14 protein-coding genes are annotated in these 20,464 nt (G+C 51.5%); 5 read left to right on the top strand and 9 right to left on the bottom strand.

The genetic code is table 11. The annotated features are described in order from the left end of the window. Window positions 1-230 precede the first annotated feature (230 nt). Window positions 231-512, top strand: a complete 282-nt coding sequence (locus AGRI_RS16015) for a hypothetical protein (protein WP_008985908.1) — start codon at window positions 231-233, stop codon at window positions 510-512. 83 nt (window positions 513-595) lie between these two features. Here AGRI_RS16015 and AGRI_RS16010 read toward each other — a convergent pair whose 3' ends face one another. Beyond that, on the bottom strand, window positions 596-1,792 hold the full coding sequence (locus tag AGRI_RS16010; RefSeq protein WP_008985907.1) for an amino acid aminotransferase: 1,197 nt from the start codon (window positions 1,790-1,792) through the stop codon (window positions 596-598). 40 nt (window positions 1,793-1,832) lie between these two features. Then, window positions 1,833-2,534 (bottom strand): GAF domain-containing protein, encoded by a 702-nt coding sequence (locus AGRI_RS16005; RefSeq protein WP_008985906.1) that lies wholly within the window; start codon window positions 2,532-2,534, stop codon window positions 1,833-1,835. A 142-nt stretch (window positions 2,535-2,676) separates the two neighbouring features. Between AGRI_RS16005 and AGRI_RS16000 the strand changes: the two genes are divergently transcribed. Continuing rightward, complete coding sequence (locus AGRI_RS16000; RefSeq protein WP_008985905.1) at window positions 2,677-3,081, top strand: translation initiation factor; 405 nt, start codon at window positions 2,677-2,679, stop codon at window positions 3,079-3,081. 55 nt (window positions 3,082-3,136) lie between these two features. Here AGRI_RS16000 and AGRI_RS15995 read toward each other — a convergent pair whose 3' ends face one another. The 4 genes from AGRI_RS15995 to AGRI_RS15980 form a co-directional block, all read right to left on the bottom strand. Next, window positions 3,137-4,804, bottom strand: coding sequence for a M28 family metallopeptidase (locus AGRI_RS15995; protein WP_008985904.1), 1,668 nt, complete (start codon window positions 4,802-4,804; stop codon window positions 3,137-3,139). Window positions 4,805-4,889: 85 nt separating this feature from the next. Continuing rightward, complete coding sequence (locus AGRI_RS15990) at window positions 4,890-6,206, bottom strand: amidohydrolase family protein (RefSeq protein WP_008985903.1); 1,317 nt, start codon at window positions 6,204-6,206, stop codon at window positions 4,890-4,892. Continuing rightward, window positions 6,206-9,325, bottom strand: coding sequence for an amidohydrolase family protein (locus tag AGRI_RS15985; RefSeq protein WP_008985902.1), 3,120 nt, complete (start codon window positions 9,323-9,325; stop codon window positions 6,206-6,208). Before AGRI_RS15985 ends, AGRI_RS15990 begins: the two co-directional genes overlap by 1 nt. Window positions 9,326-9,350: 25 nt before the next feature. After that, entirely contained in the window at window positions 9,351-12,248 is a 2,898-nt protein-coding gene (locus AGRI_RS15980) for an EAL domain-containing protein (RefSeq protein ID WP_237713115.1), read from the bottom strand. Window positions 12,249-12,431: 183 nt separating this feature from the next. On the opposite strand from AGRI_RS15980, the gene AGRI_RS15975 reads away from it, so the two are divergent. Then, on the top strand, window positions 12,432-12,887 hold the full coding sequence (locus AGRI_RS15975) for a c-type cytochrome (protein ID WP_008985900.1): 456 nt from the start codon (window positions 12,432-12,434) through the stop codon (window positions 12,885-12,887). Window positions 12,888-12,946: 59 nt separating this feature from the next. Here the strand turns inward: AGRI_RS15975 and AGRI_RS15970 are convergent, their stop codons facing one another. Next, window positions 12,947-13,600, bottom strand: coding sequence for a cytochrome b/b6 domain-containing protein (locus tag AGRI_RS15970; protein ID WP_008985899.1), 654 nt, complete (start codon window positions 13,598-13,600; stop codon window positions 12,947-12,949). Window positions 13,601-13,655: 55 nt separating this feature from the next. On the opposite strand from AGRI_RS15970, the gene AGRI_RS15965 reads away from it, so the two are divergent. Both AGRI_RS15965 and AGRI_RS15960 read left to right on the top strand, forming a co-directional pair. Next, on the top strand, window positions 13,656-16,004 hold the full coding sequence (locus tag AGRI_RS15965) for a penicillin acylase family protein (RefSeq protein WP_008985898.1): 2,349 nt from the start codon (window positions 13,656-13,658) through the stop codon (window positions 16,002-16,004). A 182-nt stretch (window positions 16,005-16,186) separates the two neighbouring features. After that, entirely contained in the window at window positions 16,187-17,338 is a 1,152-nt protein-coding gene (locus AGRI_RS15960) for a chorismate mutase (RefSeq protein WP_008985897.1), read from the top strand. Between the two features lie 76 nt (window positions 17,339-17,414). Here AGRI_RS15960 and AGRI_RS15955 read toward each other — a convergent pair whose 3' ends face one another. Both AGRI_RS15955 and AGRI_RS15950 read right to left on the bottom strand, forming a co-directional pair. Next, window positions 17,415-18,821: an MBL fold metallo-hydrolase RNA specificity domain-containing protein gene (locus tag AGRI_RS15955; RefSeq protein WP_008985896.1), complete on the bottom strand. Its 1,407-nt coding sequence runs from the start codon at window positions 18,819-18,821 to the stop codon at window positions 17,415-17,417. Then, window positions 18,811-20,418, bottom strand: coding sequence for a Na/Pi cotransporter family protein (locus AGRI_RS15950; protein WP_008985895.1), 1,608 nt, complete (start codon window positions 20,416-20,418; stop codon window positions 18,811-18,813). Before AGRI_RS15950 ends, AGRI_RS15955 begins: the two co-directional genes overlap by 11 nt. Window positions 20,419-20,464: the final 46 nt, after the last annotated feature.

The raw sequence follows: 20,464 nt of genomic DNA, 5'->3' as shown, positions 1-20,464 counted from the left end.
ACCGATCATCATCGGATTTCCGCTTGCCATCCCAGATTGAAAACAAAAAACCTAATTTTTAGTCAAAAACGCTACTAATTAGTATTAAGTAATTTTCACAAATTAATAAAAACTGGCATATAAAAATAATTATATATAAAACATGATGTTAAGTTAGTTACAAAGTTGGCATAACGCTTGTAATAGTAAGGGGGTAGTAACCCACTAACCCTTAACGAAGCGAGTAGAATATGAAAACCTTAACTAAACTGATGCTGACCACTGTTGTAGCTTTAACCTTAGCCGCCCCGGCCAGTGCCAATAGCCTGAGCGAACTCAGTAGTGAATTACTGAGCAAACAGCTGAGCGAATTACGTGAATCGGTAAAAGTACAAGCGAAACAAGCGCTGGAAAGCAGCGTGCGGCAAGTTGCAGAGCAAATTGGTTTGGCATCCGCTGTTACGCCAGAACAGACTGACGTAGCAACGACCAGTCCAGTCGCTAAGCCAGAGGCTCAGGCTAAGGCGGAATAATGCAGAATACAGGACAGGCGGTAATGCAGTACGCCTTCAGGCCCCAGTGGTATTGCGCAACCGGGGCCTGTTAGCCAGCAAGGTTAGCCTTTTAACACCGTCGCCACGGCTTTGGCGAAATAATCGATATTAGTATGATTTAACCCGGCAATACTGACCCGGCTTGAACCCACCATATAAATACTAAACTCTTCGCGTAAGCGATCGATTTGCGCTTTATTGATTCCCAGAAAGCTAAACATACCGTGCTGACGGGCGATAAAGCTAAAATCCTGCGTAATCCCTTCGGCGGCAAATTTATCAATAATCAGCTGACGGTAGCTGTTAATCCGGTCGCGCATTTCTGCCAGTTCCTGATGCCACAATGCTGTTAATTCCGCGCTATCCAGAATATGGCTAACGATAATGGCGCCGTGTGCCGGTGGCATGGAGTAAATCGAGCGTACGACGCTCAGCAGATTGACTTTCGCCAGCTCCATCACCTTGCTGTCTGCAGAGACGACACTAACCGCACCGATCCGCTCACGATACAGGCCAAAATTCTTCGAGCAAGAGCTACACAAGATCATCTCAGCGACCCGCTCCGCCAGATAACGCAGGCCCTTGGCATCTTCATCCAAACCGCTACCAAAGCCCTGGTAGGCCATATCTACCAATGGCGTAAAGCCTCGCTCCAGTGCCAACTCGGTAAAGCGCTGCCATTGCTCAAAGTTCAGATCCATACCACTGGGGTTATGACAGCAGGCATGAACTAATACCACGTCGCCGGCCGGCACTTGCGCTAACTCTGCGAACATCTGCTCGGTTTTTAGCCCCTTGGTATCGTAATCGTAATAGGCGTACTCTTTAACTTTTAAGCCAGCTGCCTGAAACATCGAAATATGGTTAGCCCAGGTCGGGGTGGTGACCCAAATTGTCGCATCCGGATTAGCACGTTTAATAAACTCGGCCGCTACCCGCAGTGCGCCAGTACCGCCAGGCGTATGCGCCGTGGTCACCCGGTTCGCTAGCAACACCGGATGGCTACTGCCAAAGGCCAGCTTCTCAATATGGGCGTTAAACCCCGGATCTCCGGCCATCCCAATATAGGTTTTACTATCTTCCTGCTTCAGACGCAGAGCTTCGGCTTCTTTTACGCACTTCAGCACCGCCGTGTGGCCCTGCTCGTCTTTATACACACCGACGCCAAGGTCAACTTTCAGTGGATTAGGATCTTCACGGTAAGCCGCCATCAGGCCCAGAATGGGATCGGTGGCGACGGGTTTTAACTGAGCAAACATAATGTTCTACCTGGATTAGAGTGCTAATAAAAAAGCCGGTTTACACGGCCGGTAAATAGTCCGGAATAGTCAGGCAGACCGCCACCAGCAAGGCCAGCGCCTGCGGATTAAACACCTCTGGCTGGAAGTCTTCGGCATCGACAATGCCCAGTATTCTGCCCGATTGCGCATAGAGTGGCAAACAGGCTTCGGCCTGAACTTTCGGGTCACACGTATAGTATTCGCCACCCTGTTGTAAATAACTGGCGACACTGTTAATCACCCGCGCTTTACCGCTTAAGCCAACAGTGCTGTTGTTACTGATTGCAGCGAACTCTGCCGTCAGCGGGAACTCGGCGCGTGAGGGCGCACCAAAGTAGCTGAGTTTGACCAATACCGCTTCGCCAGCTGGATTTTGTCTCGCCTGGTAGATGCCAAACCAGGCCACGCCAGCCTGCTGTTGATAAAAAGCAGTAATTTGACTGAGCTTACTGAGGGCTTGTTGATTGGCAGCAGTTTGACCACCTAAAATAGCGGTTAAATCATATGGCTCTGCCGCCAGCACGCCAAACAGTGAGCAGGCCCCACCTTCACCGAGCTCTGGCACCTGATATTGCCAGTTCACCGCTGTGTCGGCCGCTTGCTGCAGATACTGCTGCAACGCCTGCTGTTGTTCAGCGACTGCGGCAGTAAAAGCCGGAGTCGCCCACTCTGCTAAACCACTTAATTGCAAATACTGTGTTAAAGAGACTGAATTACTCAAAGTATAGCCGTCCAGATTTCTAAAATAATGCGCATCATTCTACCAGAAGCCACTGAAAATCCAAGCTGACCACCGAAAAACTTGCCTCGCGCTTACCACCTCAGTAAGCTTGCCGGCAATCGTTTACGCAGATCCCTATCTTATGAGTAAAAAAATATCTCTTGCCGATTGGCAAACGCAACTGGGAGCCAACAACAGTCCGGAAGCTTTGGTACCGGCCTCGGCTGCTGACAATCTGGTTTATTCCACGGCCAGTGGTCGCATTAACAGCAAAACAGAGCAAAAAATAGTCGGTACCGCCTACGCAGACGGGGCTCTTAGGGTAAGGCGTGAAACCAAAGGCCGGGGTGGTAAAACCGTCCTGACGATAAGCGGCCTTACCGGCAGCAACGAGCAACTAAATGCCTTATGCTCTGAGTTGAAAAAGAAATGTGCCTGCGGTGGTGCGGTAAAAGACGGCGTGATCGAAATTCAGGGCGATAAACGCGAACAGGTCACGGCAGTCCTGCAGCAAAAAGGCTATCAGGTAAAACAAGCCGGCGGCTAGCAGAACCATAACTTAACAGTAAAACGGCAGCTCAAGCTGCCGTTTTTGCTCAGGCTCACTGTTCCGAGTTATCCGGCCGGCCAAAAACGCCGGTGAAGAAGCTGTCTTTGCGCCACAGTGGTCGCTGTGCGGCGTTTGCCACATCTAAGGCAATATTAAAGTTAATATCAGTAAAGACCGCCCCGGCATCATAGCGAATGGGGCCGTAGTCACGTTCCAGGCTTGGGATATCGTCTGATGGCTTATGATAATGCTTGGCAAAGAAACTGCCCCAGATCTTACCGCCATCCTGCGCCGGATCCTGCGAGGTAAAACCGGTCATTAAAAAGACGGCCGGTACGCCCTGTTGTACTAACCGGAAATGGTCTGAGCGGGTAAAAATTGCCTGTTCTGGCATCGGATCGGCACTGAGCTTAATACCTTCTTTTTCCGCCGCACGCGCTACTACCTCACCCAGCGTAGAATGGTTAGCGCCAAAGGCTATCAGATCGGCAAAGGGGTAAAGCAGCACCGGCATATCCAAATTAACATTGGCCACCAACTTCTCAACCGCCACAGGTGGATTTTTGGCAAAGTAATCGGCACCCAGCAGGCCTTTCTCTTCGCCGGTCAGCGCGACAAACAGAATCGAGCGTTTCGGCGCCGCTGGCAAAGCCGCAAATAAGCGCGCCGTCTCCAGCAAAATGGCGGTGCCCGCAGCATTATCCATGGCACCGTTATTCACTTTATCATTAGTGCGTAAATCATTGGCCAGGCCAATATGATCAGAATGTGCACTTAATACCACGACTTCATCTTTTAAGCTCGGATCAGAACCAGGCAGTAGCGCCAGCACATTGGGGCTGGTTACATTTTGATGACTGCTCTCGCTTTGCAGACTAACAGTACCATTCAGAGCAAAGCCCTGTGGGGTTGCATCCTGCTCCAGCTGGGCAAAGATCTCATCCAGCGATTTACCACTGGCGGCAAACAAGGTTTTAGCCGCTTCCGGATGCAAATATGCACTGCCTTGTAACTGCGGAAAGCCGCGTCCCGGTTCACCATCAGCATTAAGCCAGGTCATACTGGGCGTATTTAAATACAGCAAGCTGTTGGCATAAGGCCGCGTTTTTTCTTGCTCAGGCGTATGCACCGTTAGAATGCCAACGGCACCACGCTCGGCGGCAAACTCGGTTTTCATGCTACCCAGATAGGCACGCTCTTCACTAGGCAACTTAGCAGGCAAACCTGCCAGCATGACCACAACCTTGCCTGTTACATCAAGGTCCGCATAATCATTCAACCCAAAAGCTTCGGAAACCAAACCATAGCCGACAAATACCATTGGCGCCGTTAACGCCACACTGGTCTGTTGTAAACTAGGCCCACTAAAAAACTGCTGCGGATAGCTCAGCTCCTGTACTTGATCGTCAAACTGAAAACTCAGTTTGGCACTACCTGGTACCAGCAAGGCTTTGCGCAGTGGGACTTGCTGATAGAAACTGCCATCGGCAGCACCGCCTTTCAATCCCAACCCCTGTAACTGTTTGGCAATATACAGTGAGGCGATGTCATGACCACGACTGCCGGTATCCCGGCCTTCCAGTAAATCATCCGCTAAAAAGCTCAGATGGCTCTCAATAAACAGCGGGTTAGCTTTAGGCTGGCTTAGCTCCGGCGCTGACTTACCACAGGCAAACAGCGTAGCCGCTGCGGCCAGCGCCAATAAAACAGGTTTTTTCATACGACAGTACTCGTTTACTCATAAGATTACTGAAAACAAAAAGGGTGCCGCTTAAGCGGCACCCGGAAACGTTACGCAGCAAACATCAGGGTTGTGCAGAAAGCTGCCCCTGCTGCTGATAACGCTGCTGATAGCGACGATGCAGCTGCTTATGCTTGTTATCCAGATTGACAGTACGGCCATCGATCCACATTTGTTCAACCTGATGGCCGCGGTAATCGAAAATATCACCGTTTGATACCACTAAGCTGGCACTTTTACCCACTTCAATCGAACCAAGACGATCGGCAACACCGGCAATCTCTGCAGCATCCAGCGTCAGTGCGCGCAGCGCGGCAGCAGGATCCAGCCCATAGCGGGTAACATGGCCGGCAGCAAACACCAGATTACGGGTATCCCAGAAGCCGTCCAGCGATAGCGCAAACTTCACGCCGGCACGTTTTAACACGCCTGGCGCACTAAACGCCTGATCGTAGGCTTCATCACCTCGGGTCGGCAGACCATAAGGTGCGGTATAGATCACCGCCACCTGGTTGGCAGCCAGCTCATCAGCAATGCGCCAGCTATCACGACCACCGACAATCACTAACTTCACGCCATACTGCTGCGCCAGCAGCATTGCCTGACGCATTTGCCGTGGGTCATCGGCATGCACAAACAGCGGTAACTGCTGCTCAAAAAAGCTTAACATGGCATGCCAGCGTGAATCACGACCACGATTCAGCCCTGCTTTTTCCGCCAGATAGTAGGCATGAGCCGCAGTAAAGTAGTCCTGCAATTGCGCCAGCTGCTCGGCCTGACGCTTTTGCTGCTGCTCGACACTATCGCGAACCCACCAGCCGGTTTGAATCCCCATTCGTGGCCAATTGACATGCAAGCCAACACTGGATTGCACCAAAGCATCCTGCCAGTTCCAACCATCCAGTTGCATCAGGGCTGAGCGCCCGGTGATCAGCGCGCCGGACGGGTAAATCAGGCTGTGGCTAAAGCCATTACTGCGAATGGTTGGGATCACGGCCGAATCAGCATTAAAGGCCACTTCAGCGCGCAAATCCGGGTTAGTAGCAGTGGTTTCCCGATCATCACGGGTGGCACGTACCGCCTCGACTTCAATTAAACCCAGCTGATTAATCAGTGCAATCAGGCCCGGGTACAGATTCTTACCAGTCAGATCCTGCACCTGTGCATTGGCTGGCGCGCTCAGGTTCACGCCAACCGCGGCAATTTTACCATCCTGAATCAGTACATCCTGCACCGTTGGTGCGACCACCACTGAATGGACGGTAGCATTTTTTAATAACAGGGGCTGGCTCGCTGCCGTGCCTGGTACCGGATTAACCGCGGCGGCACTGCCGGCCGCCAGCACACAGGCTGCGGCCAGAATAGATTTTATTAATTTCATCAGTGTTGTCCTCCGTGGGCATGACCGTGGCTGTGCAGATGATCACCAAAACCAAAACGCAGTTTCAGCCAATCGTCGTTATCCTCACAGTGCCAGATCGGATCATCCTGTTTATAACTGTTAGTACTGCCCTGGCGCGCTGACTCACCGGCCGTCAGCACTTTCTGGATCAGCTGCTGGCGCTCGCTCTCCAGTTGCTCACGCTTTGCCAGATCGCTGCTACGATCAAAGTAACGCGCACCTTCAATCCAGGTTTGCTGCACGACGCTATAGACTGATAACGGATGCTGATCCCACAGTACGAAGTCAGCTTGTTTACCTTCGGCAATCGACCCGACTTTATCATCAATCTTCAGTTGCTTGGCCGGGTTGATGGTGACCATCTTCATCGCTTCATGCTCATCCATATTGCAGTACATGGTCGATTTTGCTGCTTCCTGATTTAAGCGACGTAACAGGCCCGGGTCATCGGAGTTAACACTCACTAACAAGCCTTGCTCATGCATTAAACAGGTATTGGTTGGGATGGCGTCTGTCACTTCCATCTTAAAACCCCACCAATCAGCAAAGGTTGACACACTGGCACCGTGCGCCTGCATTTCACTGGCGACTTTGTAGCCTTCCAGAATATGGGTATAGGTATTGACCTTGAAGCCCATTTCCTCAGCAACTTGCATCAGCATCAGAATCTCTGACGCCACATAAGAGTGAGTATGGATATGGCGTTTACCTTCCAGAATTTCGACCAGCGTATCTAACTGATAGTCACGACGTGGTGGCACAGTGCGGCCCTGTTCACGGCGCGACAACGTGTTATAAGCCTGCCAGGCAGCCTGATACTCTTTTGCCGCTTGGAACTGATCACGGATAAAGGTTTCTACCCCAATCCGGCTTTGCGGGTAACGGGTATTAAACTCGGTGCCCCAGTTTGATTGCTTGACGTTTTCACCCAGCGCAAACTTGATGCTTGGCGGCGCATTACGGAACTTCATGCCTTCGGCATCCGCCCCCCAGCGCAGGCTGATAATTTGTGCCCGGCCACCGATAGGGTTGGCACTACCATGCAGTACCTGAACCGCGGTAACCCCACCTGCCAGCGCACGGTAGATATTAATATCATCCGGGTTAATCACATCGCCCAGATGCACTTCAGCGGTATTGGCATGCGAACCTTCGTTAACGCCCTGCTCAGTAGCAATATGCGAGTGCTCATCGATAATACCTGGGGTTAAATGTAGTCCGGTCGCATCAATGACACGGTAGCCGCGTGGCGTTGCCAGATTTTGGCCAATTTTTTCAAACTTGCCGTTACTGACCAAGACGTCGGTGTTTTCCAACACGCCAGCCTCAGTAGCCGACCAGACGGTCGCATTTTTAATATGGAGCTTTTCCGCTTGCGGTAAGGCTTCGACACCAAAGGCACGGTTTGGATAAGTCAGCTTTGACAGCATGGCTGCCGGCGCTGGCGCCGGTTTCGCGGCTTTGGGCTCGACGCTACTGCGCTGCGCCGTCACACTTTGCTGTTTGCCTGCTGCATCCAGCCAATAACCGGCTAACTGTTCACCACTGAGCACGCCATTAAACTGCAGTACTACGGCCTGCTCTGTTAAATCTTTTAATGGCAGACTAAATTGCAGGCGCTGATCCTGAGCTTTGATATTTTCCAGTTTGGCTTTTTTCTCGCCCAATACCGCTTCGCCAGTCAGTTTTGGGGCATTGCCAGTTAACGTAATCTGTACGCTTTGCTCACCAACAGTCAGCTGATACTGTCCGGCAAAGGCCGCAGGCTGGACTGGTGCAAAGCGTTTTTCCTGACCACGCAGCCAGGTCGCCACGATCTCACCCTCCGCGAACAGATCGCCACGGCTGATTACCAGATCGGCCTGATAACCCGGCGCTACTTTACCCAATTGTTGACCCAGGCCAAGAATATTAGCTGGTACCGTAGTCAGCGCCGCCAGAGCTTGCTGTTGGCTTAAGCCGTACTGAACAGCTTTGCGCAGATTCGGGATAAAGTCGGTTTTTTTGTTCAAACCGTGGCTGGTAAACGCAAAAGGGATACCTGCCTGCGCCAGTACTGCCGGGTTAGCCGGTGCCCGTTCCCAGTGGCGTAAATCGGCCAGATTGACATCCAGCCGCTGCTCGGCAGTCGTCACATCCGGCGCTGCCGGGAAATTCAGTGGTAATAAGATCGGCTTGCCAGTGGCTTTGATTTGCTCCAGCCGGCTGTATTCGTAACCTGATCCCAGTACCAAGGCATTAGTAATCTCAAACTCAGACAACACCTTGTTGGCTCGCAGCAGCGAACGCTCATCACTGGTGTCAAATAACACCCCTTGCTGCTTTATATTAGCCAGACCTGCCAGCGCAGCATTAAACTCCAGTGGCTGACCATTCACCGTGACATTTTCGCGGCTGCTGGCTGCCTGATACCAGTTGGCATCAGATAAAGTCTGACGGATCAGCGCAATAGAGCCCATTAGGGAAGAGGGGTAAGTTTGTTTCGAGCTGCCTTTGCTAAACGCCATAAAATGCTGGCTATCGGCTTTTAATACCAGATTATTCGGTAAATCATCGGCCAGTGAGGCTACAAAGGCGGTGCCGCGGAAAATCCCATCCTGGCGCGCACTCTGCACCACCGTAAAGCCCTGCTTCAGAAACTCTTCCGCCGCTTTGCTATCCGGTTTGAATTCGCTGACCCAGCGCTGCTCTGCATGGATGGCATCATTGGCAGCATTACCACCACGGCGTTCATTTTCATAGACCGGACGGCGGCCAAAACTAAAGCCCTCGCCTTCACCGGCTTTTGGCACACCGTACTGGGTGTAGGGGTCGATAAAACCCGCATAGACGGTGTAACCGCTAAGATCCCGCTGTTGGTAACCAGCCGGCACCCGACCGTTACTGTTAACAGCCTCGATTTTGCCATCCCGGATCAGGATGGTCGCACCGGTCAGGGTTTTACCCGGTTCGGTTTGCACGGTGGCATTGGTCAGCGCAACCAGATTCGGTGTTTTATCGCGGATCCCAAGCTGCGGTGTAGTCTGAGCTGCGCTACCGGCTGCACTATAGCAGCCGAATAACGCCAAACTCAGCAAAGACAGGCGAGCTGATGTCATAACATTTTCCTGAATGAAGCGGGGTTTACCCCTGCGTTTTTATACTAAAAGTAAGATGACTTAACTCCTGCTCGGCCAGCGGCATACTAAAATAGTAACCCTGTACCAGGTAGCAGGCGTTTTGCTTTAAAAACTCGGCTTGCGCTTCAGACTCAACCCCCTCTGCTACCACCCGTAGCTGCATCTTCTGCGCCATCGCGATAATAGCCGCCACGATATCCATATCATTCTGATCTTCCGGAATATCTTTGACAAAGGAGCGGTCGATTTTCAGCTCATCAACCGGAAAGCGTTTTAAATAGTTAAGCGACGAATAGCCTGTACCAAAGTCATCAATAGATAAAGAGACGCCGAGACGCTTTAACTGATTTAGCTGTTTAATAGCCGCATCGGTGTCCCCCATTAACATACTTTCAGTAATTTCAAACACCAGATAGGCCGGATCGACACCGGTACGCTGTATAATCCGTTCAATCGTTGCCGTTAATTGTTCGTCGTTAAATTGCCGTACCGACAGATTAATTGAGACACTAACCGCATAACCACGACTATGCTGTCGCGCCAGGAAACGACAAGCCTCCAGAATGATCCATTCACCAATGGGTACAATCAGACCGGTACTTTCTGCTACGTGGATAAAGCGGTTAGGTGGAACCAGCGTATTATCCGGCCGCAGCCAGCGGATCAAGGCTTCATAACCAATTAAGGTTTCATCACTGAGATCGATTTTTGGCTGGTAATAAAGTAAAAATTGCTGGTCCCGGATCGCTTCCCGCAGCTGACTTTCAATCAACAACCGTTCATTCGCCGCATCATTCAAGTCCTGTGAGAAGAATCGGTAAGTGTTCTTACCGCGGGCCTTAGCTTCATACATTGCTAAATCGGCGTGTTTTAGCAGTAATTCTTCATCAACCGCATCATCCGGCGCCACGGTAATACCGATTGACGCGCTAATCGCCACTTCTTGCCGGCCCAGTTTGACGGGTGTTAAAAACGCCTGTTGTAACTCTGACGCTATAGTACCGGCGTGTACCTTATCCTTAATATCACTGAGAATAACCGCGAATTCGTCCCCGCCCAGCCTGGCGATTAAGTCATCATCCCGCAGTCTGCCTTTTAAACGCCGTGCCACCTCGACCAGCAACTCATCACCCGCATCATGACCCAGGGTGTCGTTAATTAATTTAAATTCATCCAAATCGAAATAGAGTAGCGCGAAACTAAAATAACCACGCTGCGACATCAAAATCGCCTTGCGTAGCTGATCGCGGAAATAGCTGCGGTTAGCAAGCCCGGTTAGCGCATCATAATAAGCCAGTTGCTCCATTTGTTTCTGGCTCTGTTTGATAAAGGAAATATCCTGTAACGATGCGACATAATGCGTGAGTAAACCTTTATCGTCACGGATTGGTGCTATCGCCAATGACACCCATTGCCCCTGTTCTGCCTGGCGACCAGGTTGCAGCAATACATCACCATGCCAATGCTGACGCTGCTCTAAGGTCTTGCTGATATCAGTACTGAGTTGCTGCATATCATTGGCAAACAATTTCAGCAAAGAACAGCCATGGATAGTCGCAGCAGGTTGCGCCAACATCTCAGCTAAAAAAGGATTGATATATTCAATTTCCAGATGCTGATTCGTTATTGCGATACCTGAACTGGAAAACGCGACCGCCTTACTTAACTTTCTCGCCTGGAGTTCAGCCCGCTCCTTTTCGGCAATACGGGCATTTAAACCTTGCACCAGCTCACTAATTTCCCGTGACATTCCCAGAAATGCCCGGTTTAGCATCCCCAGTTCATCCGCCTTATTGTCCAGAAAAAGTTCCGGTAATTGTCCCTGCCCCAACCGCTCAACAGCCTGAGCCAACCTTTTTAACCGGCGTAACAAAATCTGGTGCATCAGGCCATACAGCAGCAGCGTCAACAACAACGCAATGGCAACGGACATCAACATCGCGCGAAAACGAAAGTCATATTGTGATGCCAACAGCTGTGCGCGATCCTGGTATAACAGCAGCGTCCATTGCAGTTTCGGGATCGGGATGCTGGTTAACAAATAAGCCGGTGCCAAGGCGGCAAAACGGTCGGACCCGCCGGGTAAGGCTGCGGCGACAGCTGCCAACTGCGGATCGGCAATAGGTTCGCCCTGATAAACAGCATACATAGCTGCTTGGGAGTCTTTAACGCCAGGCTGCAATGCTTGTCCATGTTCATCCAGAAGCAGACTGCGGTTTAACGGACTCCAATGACCGATATTGGAGCGGTTAACGGTTAACTCTGCCAGGTTAAGAGTTAAACCTAACACTCCCAGAAATTCATTTTGCTGATAAATGGGAAGTAACACGGCAACGACCCAGCTTTCCCAAACCTGGTCATAATAAACCGAGCTCCACCGCAAGGTTCGCTCGGGGTTTTGCTCCGGTGCCGCTAACTGATACAACGGATTCGTGGTCACCGGCAACTGCTTGTCTACGTGGATGACCCAATCAGCAGGGGCCACACGAATAAACTGCTCTGCTGCCATAAAAAACACACTGGAAAAATCCTGCTGCAATAGCAGCATCATCTGCTGCCAGGCCAGTGCACTGGCCTGCAAAATGGGTTGCGCTTTATTCGCTGGCCGCCCTTGCGGTGAAAAGACCCCAGACCACTCATCGCGCTGGCGCCAGCTGCCATCGTTAACTGGCAACGCCTCACTAGCCGGTAGCGTACCGACAGAGCGTTCGGTTAAATGACGCAGCAGAATTTGCTGCGCGCGCAACGCTTTTAACTCAAGTGACAGCAGATAACGTTCAAATTGCTTCTGATAATTGTCCGCCGTACGGGCAATACTTTGCTGTTGCTGCTGTTGTAAGCTTTGCTGTTGGTAACTGGTGAAAAAATGGGTGATACTCAAGCCTGTCAGCAAAACGGCCATAAACACCAGAGCTGAAAACTTTAGTCCCAGTGAATTAATCCTGGTAACCTTATTCTGCGTAAGATCCTTCACCAATTGGGCTCGCTGCTGTTATAGTGACCTAAAGTGCCTCAGTCAGGTACACTGAAAGCGGTGTTTGACTGTACAATGTTCTAAGTTAATCGAACAGAAGAGAGTATACAAATGAAAAAAGCCCTGTTTGCTTCCCTGCTAAGTTTTACGCTGGCTATGCCTGCCATCGCTGCCACCGCTTTTACTGATGGCAAAGATGCTGTTGACTACCGTCAAGCCAGTTTTCAATTGATTCGTCACAATATGGGCGATATTCAGGATATGATTCGCGGTAATGTTGCTTTTGATGCTGAGCGGGTACAACGCCGTGCCGAAGCACTGGCCTTGTTAAGCCAATTACCCTGGGAAAGCTTCACCATTCCGGGCACTAAAGAGGCCGGTGGTAATGTTAAGCCGGCGATTTGGGATAATTTGCCAGAAGTACAGGAGCGCGGTGCTAAGATGGCTGCAGATGCAGCAGCTCTGCTCGCAGCGGCGAAAACTGCCGAGCAAGCAGAGATTCGCAAAGCCTTCGGGGATTTCGCCAGAAACTGTAAGGCGTGTCACGATAAATACAAAGCAGATTAATTAATGCATCAAGGGCAGCCATGGCTGCCCTTGCACTGTAAAGCGCCGCTTAATCGTCGTTAAATAAACTTCAACAGCATTTCCCCTTGCCAGAGATAAAACACCGTTAATAACACCGCCACCAGCGCAAAATAACTCCAGCTGGCACGCAAAGATGGTGCTTTAGCAGAAGTACTGGCTTTACTGCGCCCGGTAACCATGGCCCCAATTACGTTATCATGCCGGATACTGTGCCAGATTGCCGCCAATATATGCACAGCGACGCAAATCAAAATCAGATCAATATTCAGTTTATGAATTTTTGATGCCAGTGACACCCAATCTTCTGCTAAGTGCCGCACCAAGGGGCCGTCGCTAATATAACTGTTGTCAAAGGTTGCCAGCCCGCTCAAAATTTGCACACTGAGTAGTGATAGCAGCGCAAAAATCATATAGCCGCCGGCCGGGTTATGACCGAGTACTGGTTTCGGATTGCGTAAATAACGAACCGCGGCGAGTGGTGAAGCCGCAAAGTGACTAAAGCGGGCGGTAACACTGCCATAAAACCCCCAGCAAATCCGGGCAATCAACAAGGCAGCCAGGGTGTAGGCCAGTAACTGATGTTGTGCCATAAGTCCTTCATTGCCGGTGTACCAGAGCGCGGCCAGCAGAACCACCTGCGACCAGTGAAATACCCGTACCGCCAAATCCCATACTTGCACTTTAACTAACATTGAGCTTTCCTTTTGTTGTGCTAACCTTCTGATTTTACACCAGCGGAACAATAAGATGAAAATACTAAGCTGGCTACTGGCGCTGCTTTTACTGGTAATTATTCTGCTCAGCGGCAGCCTATACTTTTACCTTAAGGGTAGTTTACCAAACTATAATGGCCGTTATCAGGTCGCAGTGGCTGAACCTGTCAGCTTAAGCCGTGATGCGCTTGGTTATCTGACTATTTATGCCACCGAGCGTTCCGATGCAGCTTTCGCACTGGGTTTTGCTCACGCCCAAGAGCGTTTTTTTCAAATGGATTTGAGCCGCCGTTATGCCGCAGGAGAACTGGCGGCCTTATTCGGTGCGCGGGCATTACCTCAAGACAAACAACAGCGGCAGCATTTATTCCGGCGCAGGGCCGAACAACTACTCACCAGTCTGCCAACCGCTGAGCTGCAACTGCTGGCCGCATACAGCCGGGGCGTCAATGAGGGTCTGGCCAGTCTGTCGCGAGCGCCGTTCGAATACAGTCTGCTACAGAGCCAACCCGAGCCCTGGCTGGAGGCGGATACCCTGTTGGTGATCTACAGCATGTATCTGGATTTACAGGGCAAAGCCGGACGCGATGAATATGCGATGACCCAATTACAGGCGGCGCTTCCAGCCGACTGGTACCGTTTTTTACAACAACACAGTAGTGATTGGCAAGCAGCAATCGACCAAAGTGAGGTCGCCGCCGTAGCAGTTCCGGATAGCCCTTATCCCACAGCATTACAGCAACGACAAAGTTGTCAGGATTGTACGCTAAAAGATGCGACTGATCTGGGCAGTAATAACTTTGCCGTCGCCGGCAGCCTTACCTCGCATGGCGCAGCAATTCTGGCAGATGATATGCATCTGTCACAACGCGTGCCGGGGATTTGGTACAAGGTGCAATTAAATTGGCAACATAACGGCACCACCAGACAAGTAACCGGCCTCAGTTTACCGGGTACACCCGCGATAGTGGTCGGCTCCAACGGCAAAATCGCCTGGGGTTTTACCAATACTACCGCCGACTGGCACGACCTGGTGAAGATCGAACTCTCAGCCGATAAGCAACAGTACCTTGGCGTCGAGGGTTGGCAGCCGTTGCGACGTTATCAGGAACAGATTCTGGTCAAAGATGCGCCGGTTGAAACCTTGACCGTACAATACACTGAGTGGGGCCCGTTAGTGTCCTTTCCCGACGACCAGCCATATGCACTGCGTTGGGTCGCGCACGAACCCTATGCCGTTAATTTTACGCTGCGCCAGCTGGAACTCGCCGATAATGCTGCAGCAGCGCTCGCGCTTGCACCTGAGATGGGTATTCCGGCGCAGAATCTGCTGGTAGCCGATGCCGGTGGCAATATTGGCTGGACAGTATTTGGCCCAATCCCAGAGCGGAAACTACAAGATTGGAATACTGCACAGTATTGGCATCAGGGTGATAATTACTGGCGTGAGCGCATCGCTGCCTCCGCTTATCCCCATATTTTTAATCCTGCTTCAGGCCGTTTATGGTCAGCAAATGCCAGGACCGTTGGCGGTGAAGTTTATCAACTACTGGGTAATGGCGGCTATGATCTGGGGGCCCGTGGCCGGCAAATTGCGGATAGCCTGCGTGAAGCCAGCCAGTTTGATGAACAGGCGCTACATCAAATCCAGCTCGATCACCGCGCAATATTACTGCAACGCTGGCAACAGCTCTTGCTAAACGAGCTGAGCGTCGAACTAGCGGCGCAGTCAGGTTTGAGCGAGTTTAGGCAACATATTGCCCAATCAGCTGATACTGCCTCACCCGAGGCAATTGGCTATACCCTGCTGCGGCAATTCCGGCTTAGCATGCTGGAGCTGACCTTTGCCCCCGTTGCTGCGTTACTGGAGCAAGCCGGCGCCCGCAGCAGCGATCTAAAATATTCGCTGGAAACCCCGTTTTGGCTGCTGTGGCAACAGCAGCGCCCGGATACCTTACCGGCGTCCCATAGCAGCTGGCAGGACCTGCTGTTAAGCGCCGCTCAGGATAGCCAACAGAAGATCCTGGCGCAGTATGGCAGTTTGCAGCAGGCCAACTGGGGCAAACGCAACAGTGCGCGGATCGAGCATCCGCTGGCTTCAGCCATACCACTGCTCGGCCGCTGGCTGAATATGCCAGCCACGCCGCTCGCCGGCGACAGCCATATGCCGCGGGTACAACATGCGGCCTTTGGCCAATCGCAACGTATGGTGGTGACTCCCGGTCAGGAGCAAAACGGCATTCTGGTGATTCCGGCCGGGCAATCCGGGCACCCGCTGTCGCCCTTTTACCGGGCGGATCATCGTTACTGGCAAGCAGCGATAGCGCTACCCTTTTTACCGGGGCCGGAAAAATATCAGCAACAGTTGCTGCCGGCCCCTTGACTTTGGCCATCCAGACGGATTATGGTGCTGGTATGAAAACAGTATCAGTTGTGCTCGGTTTTTTTAGCTTTACCACCTTAGCGAGGAGGTAGCTGACCGTGCGCGCGTGTTAAGCAGAAACCTCCCAAGCCGGGAGGTTTTTTTTTGAGTCGTTTTTAGTAGTTATCAGCACAGAGGCCGTTATGGAATTAGATCAGATCAGAACCGCGATCAGCGATACCGATCAGCAGTTATTGGGGTTACTGGCAAAAAGGCGTGCACTGGCTTTGGCCGTCGCCGAAGCGAAATTATCGCAGAACAAGCCCATTCGCGATCAGAAGCGGGAACAGGAATTGTTGCTGTCGCTGATTGAGCAAGGTAAGCCGCTGGGACTGGATGCGCAGTATGTGACACGAATTTATCATGTCATTATCGAAGACTCAGTGTTGCAGCAACAAGCCAAAGTGCAGGACCAGCTAAATGGCGAACATACGCCGGCGGTACGGGTAGCCTTCCTCGGCGGTCAGGGCTCGTACAGCTACTGGGCAACGCAAAAATACTTTACCCGCCGCGCCGAGCGCATTATTGAACTGGGCTGTGACAGCTTTAATGACATTGTCAAAGCGGTGGAAACCGGCCATGCCGACTATGCAGTACTGCCGATTGAAAATACTTCATCCGGTTCTATTAACGAGGTGTATGACTTACTGCAGCACACCCGCCTATCAATAGTTGGTGAGTTAACCCATCCGATCGAGCACTGCTTGCTCGGCCTGCCCGGTACCGACCTGAGCAAAGTACGCCAGGTCTGCTCCCATCCGCAGGTCATTGCCCAGTGTAGCCAGTTCTTACTGGGGCTGACCAACGTTAAAATTGAATACTGTGAAAGTTCATCCGCCGCCTTTGCCAAGGTAAAAGCCCTACAGGACCCCACTATTATCGCGATTGGCGGCGAGGAAGGTGGCAAACTCTATGGCCTGGAGGTATTAACCCGCGAACTGGCGAATCAGAAACAAAACGTCAGCCGCTTTATTGTGGTTGCCCGTAAACCGGTGCAGGTGGCAAAAGCGATCCCAGCAAAAACCACCTTTATTATGTATACCGGCCAGCAACCCGGTGCTTTGGTTGAAGCGCTGCTGGTACTGAAACAACATGGCATCAGTATGAGCAAACTCGAGTCACGCCCTATTCCGGGTAATCCGTGGGAAGAGATGTTTTATGTCGATGTCAGCGCCAATCTGAATGACTACGCCATGACGCGCGCGCTGGAAGAGCTGAACAATCTGACCAAGTTTGTCAAAGTGCTGGGCTGCTACCCGAGTGACGAGGTTACGCCAACCGAGATCCAGGCATAAGTCTGCATAGCCAGGCCTAAACAGCCAAGCCTTAACAGATAATATCGAGGGCAGCCCAGAGGCTGCCCTCACTGTATCAGAACAAGATCTGCTGGCCCTGCTCCGGGATCTGCGCCTGAATACCGGCCTCTGCCAGTACCTCTTGCAGCACCTGCTGTGCCTCTGGTTCACCATGCACCAGATAGAACTCGGGCGCGCCGCCAATGGCGGTGGCCCAGCGTACGAGCTCAGTTTGTCCGGCGTGCGCAGAAAAGCCGCCAATGGTATGCAATTTGGCTTTTACCACTGTGTCCTGGCCGAAAATTTTCACCCGCTTTTCACCATCCACCAAACGCCGACCCAGGGTGCCTCTGGCCTGAAAACCGACAAAGATGAGATGGTTGGTGTTTTTCCATAAATTATGTTTCAAATGGTGCACGATGCGACCGCCATTACACATACCACTGCCGGCGATAATAATAGCGCCATGAGTGACCCGGTTGATTGCCATTGAGTCTTCCACGGTTTCAGACACTTTCAACATCGGTAACAACTGCTCCAATGTCATGCCTTTCTTATAACCAATCTTGTCCAAATCACTTTGCTCAAGTCGGTGCAGATACTCGCTATAGATCCGGGTAATGCTAATCGCCATCGGGCTATCCAGAAAGACCAAACGTTGCTTTAGCCGCCCCTGACGGTGCAATAGTGCCAGGTAATACAGAATTTCCTGCGAGCGTCCCAGGGCAAAGGCCGGAATAAACACATTACCGCCATCGTTATAGGCTTGCTCCAACGCAGTCGCAAACTCTTCAATGGTATTATCCAGCGGTTGATGGTTACGATTACCATAGGTACTTTCCATCAACACAATGTCGGCCTGGTCAACCTCGGTTGGTGCCGGCAGCAGTACAGTCGCGGGATTACCCAGATCACCGGAGAACACCAGTTTTTTCATCGCCTGCTTACCCTTTAGCCAGAGCTGCACTATGGCCGACCCCAGAATATGGCCGGCATCAGCAAACTCCAGTTCAACGCCCTGTAATGGGAAAGCTCTTTTGTTATAGCCCAGCACCTGTACTAAGTCACTCACCCGCTCCGCATCCTGCAGCGACATCACCGGCTCATAGATTTTCTTGCCGGCTCGGGCGGCTTTGCGGTTTTGCCATTCCAGATCTTTTAGATACAGATTGACTGAGTCCTTTAACAGCACCGGTAACAGTTCGGCGGTGCCCGGAGTACAGTAAATATTGCCGCCAAAGCCTTTCGCCACCAGCAAAGGCAATAAGCCGCTATGATCAATATGCGCATGCGACAGGATGACGGCATCTATGTCCTTTGGTTTAAACGGGAAGCGGAATTTGTGCCATTCTCTGACCTGATCCGCGCCCTGCACCATGCCACAATCGAGTAAAAACTGTTGTTGATTCATCTTTAACAGATAACAGGAACCGGTGACCTGCCTGGCGGCGCCGATAAAGGTTAAGCTGGCATTAACTGGCATGGCTAATTTCCTTATGGTTCACCGCGCTAGTTTGCGGTGCTGGTTGGGGTCCATGCAGTTTGGCAAGTGCCAGCATAGCCCGGGTTAATTGTTGGTTAAAACGACGCAGCTCGGCAAAACGCAACAGCTGATCGCCGCCGGAGTCATTACTTAAACGTTCGGTCAGCACCAGCAGGTATAACTGCTCTTTCAATTTTTGCCGTTGCCGCATCAAATCACGATAACAGCTACGGATCTGCTGTGCTGCATCCGGCCAATGTGCCGAACTGAGTTGTTGCCATAACGCCTGTTCTGGCACAAAGGCTTGCGGATCGCGCTCGGCTTGCTCTGCTAACTCAGGTAGTAATTGTAATGTCATTTCTAACCTTAGCTGATTTTTGATTAGTTCGTTTAATGCCTGCGACTCCTGCTCTGTCAGCTGGCTTTTGCCCAACAAGGTTAAATAGTGGCTAATCTCACTTTGTAGCTGCCGGATCTGCTCAATACTCTGGCTTGATAATGTTTTCCCCTGACTTAACAGCAACGCCTGACCGCTTATCAGTTGCCCTACCCTCAAACTCTCCATACTCAGGGTCTTAATGGCCACTGCCGGAATACTCAGGCTGGAAGCATCCAACACCCGTAGTTGGCCGGCTTTTTGTGCCCGAAAGCGGCTATTTAAAAACAATACCAACCTGCTGGTCAGCGGCCACATCAGCAGCACGCCTAAAATATTAAATAAGGTATGAAACAGCGCCAAGCTAAGCGCCGGATTCGGGTCGTGAAACAGCGCGTTCTGTAGCAGGCTGATTAACCACAGCAAGGGCGTCAGGATAATGATAGCGACAACACCGGTTACCACGTTAAAGATCACATGTAGCATGGCTAACCGCTTGGCTTTTGCCGTCGCAGCTAAGGTCGAGATAATGGCGGTGGAGGTAGTACCTAAATTTGCCCCTATCACAAAGGCAGCCGCCACTGACAACGGGATAACCCCAGTTGAGGTCGCCGTAATCACCAGCGCCAGTACCGCAATTGAAGCCTGCATCACCACTGTCAGCAAGGTGCCAATTAACACCCCGAGTAACAAGCCCCAGACACCAAGCTCACTGAGCAGGGAAAACTCAATATCGACAAAGACGGTATCAAAGCTGTCTTTTAAGTAAGCCAGCCCCAGGAAAAACAAACCGAAGCCAACCAACGCCTCGCCAAAACCTTGTCGCCGAGCCGATTTTGCGAATAGTTTTAATAAGGCCCCCACGCCGATCAGCGGCATCGCCAGCGCATCAATTTTAAATTGCATGCCGACTAAAGCGACAAACCAACCGGTCAGAGAGGTCCCGACATTACTGCCATAAATGACAAAGGCGGCATTTTGCAGCGACAAGATACCAGCATTGACGAAACCTATGGTGGTGACAGTAATCACGGTTGAAGATTGCACGGCGACGGTGGCGGCCGTACCAAAGAGCAAACCCTGCCAGGATTTTTGGGTACTGCGTTCGAGGAACTGCATCAGTGCCCGACCGGCTGCAGCTTTTAGCCCCTTACTCAGCCAGTCCATGCCCAGCAGGATTAACCCGAGCGCACCCAGACCAATTAAAATATCTGACAGCATAGCCTTCCTTCTTGCTTTTCTATGTTATAACCCAACTTTACAACGC

It is taken from the genome of Alishewanella agri BL06, from assembly GCF_000272005.1.
Classification (GTDB): domain Bacteria; phylum Pseudomonadota; class Gammaproteobacteria; order Enterobacterales; family Alteromonadaceae; genus Alishewanella; species Alishewanella agri.
The sequence above is the reverse complement of the archived record's forward strand: the minus strand, read 5'-3'. Positions and strand labels throughout refer to the sequence as shown.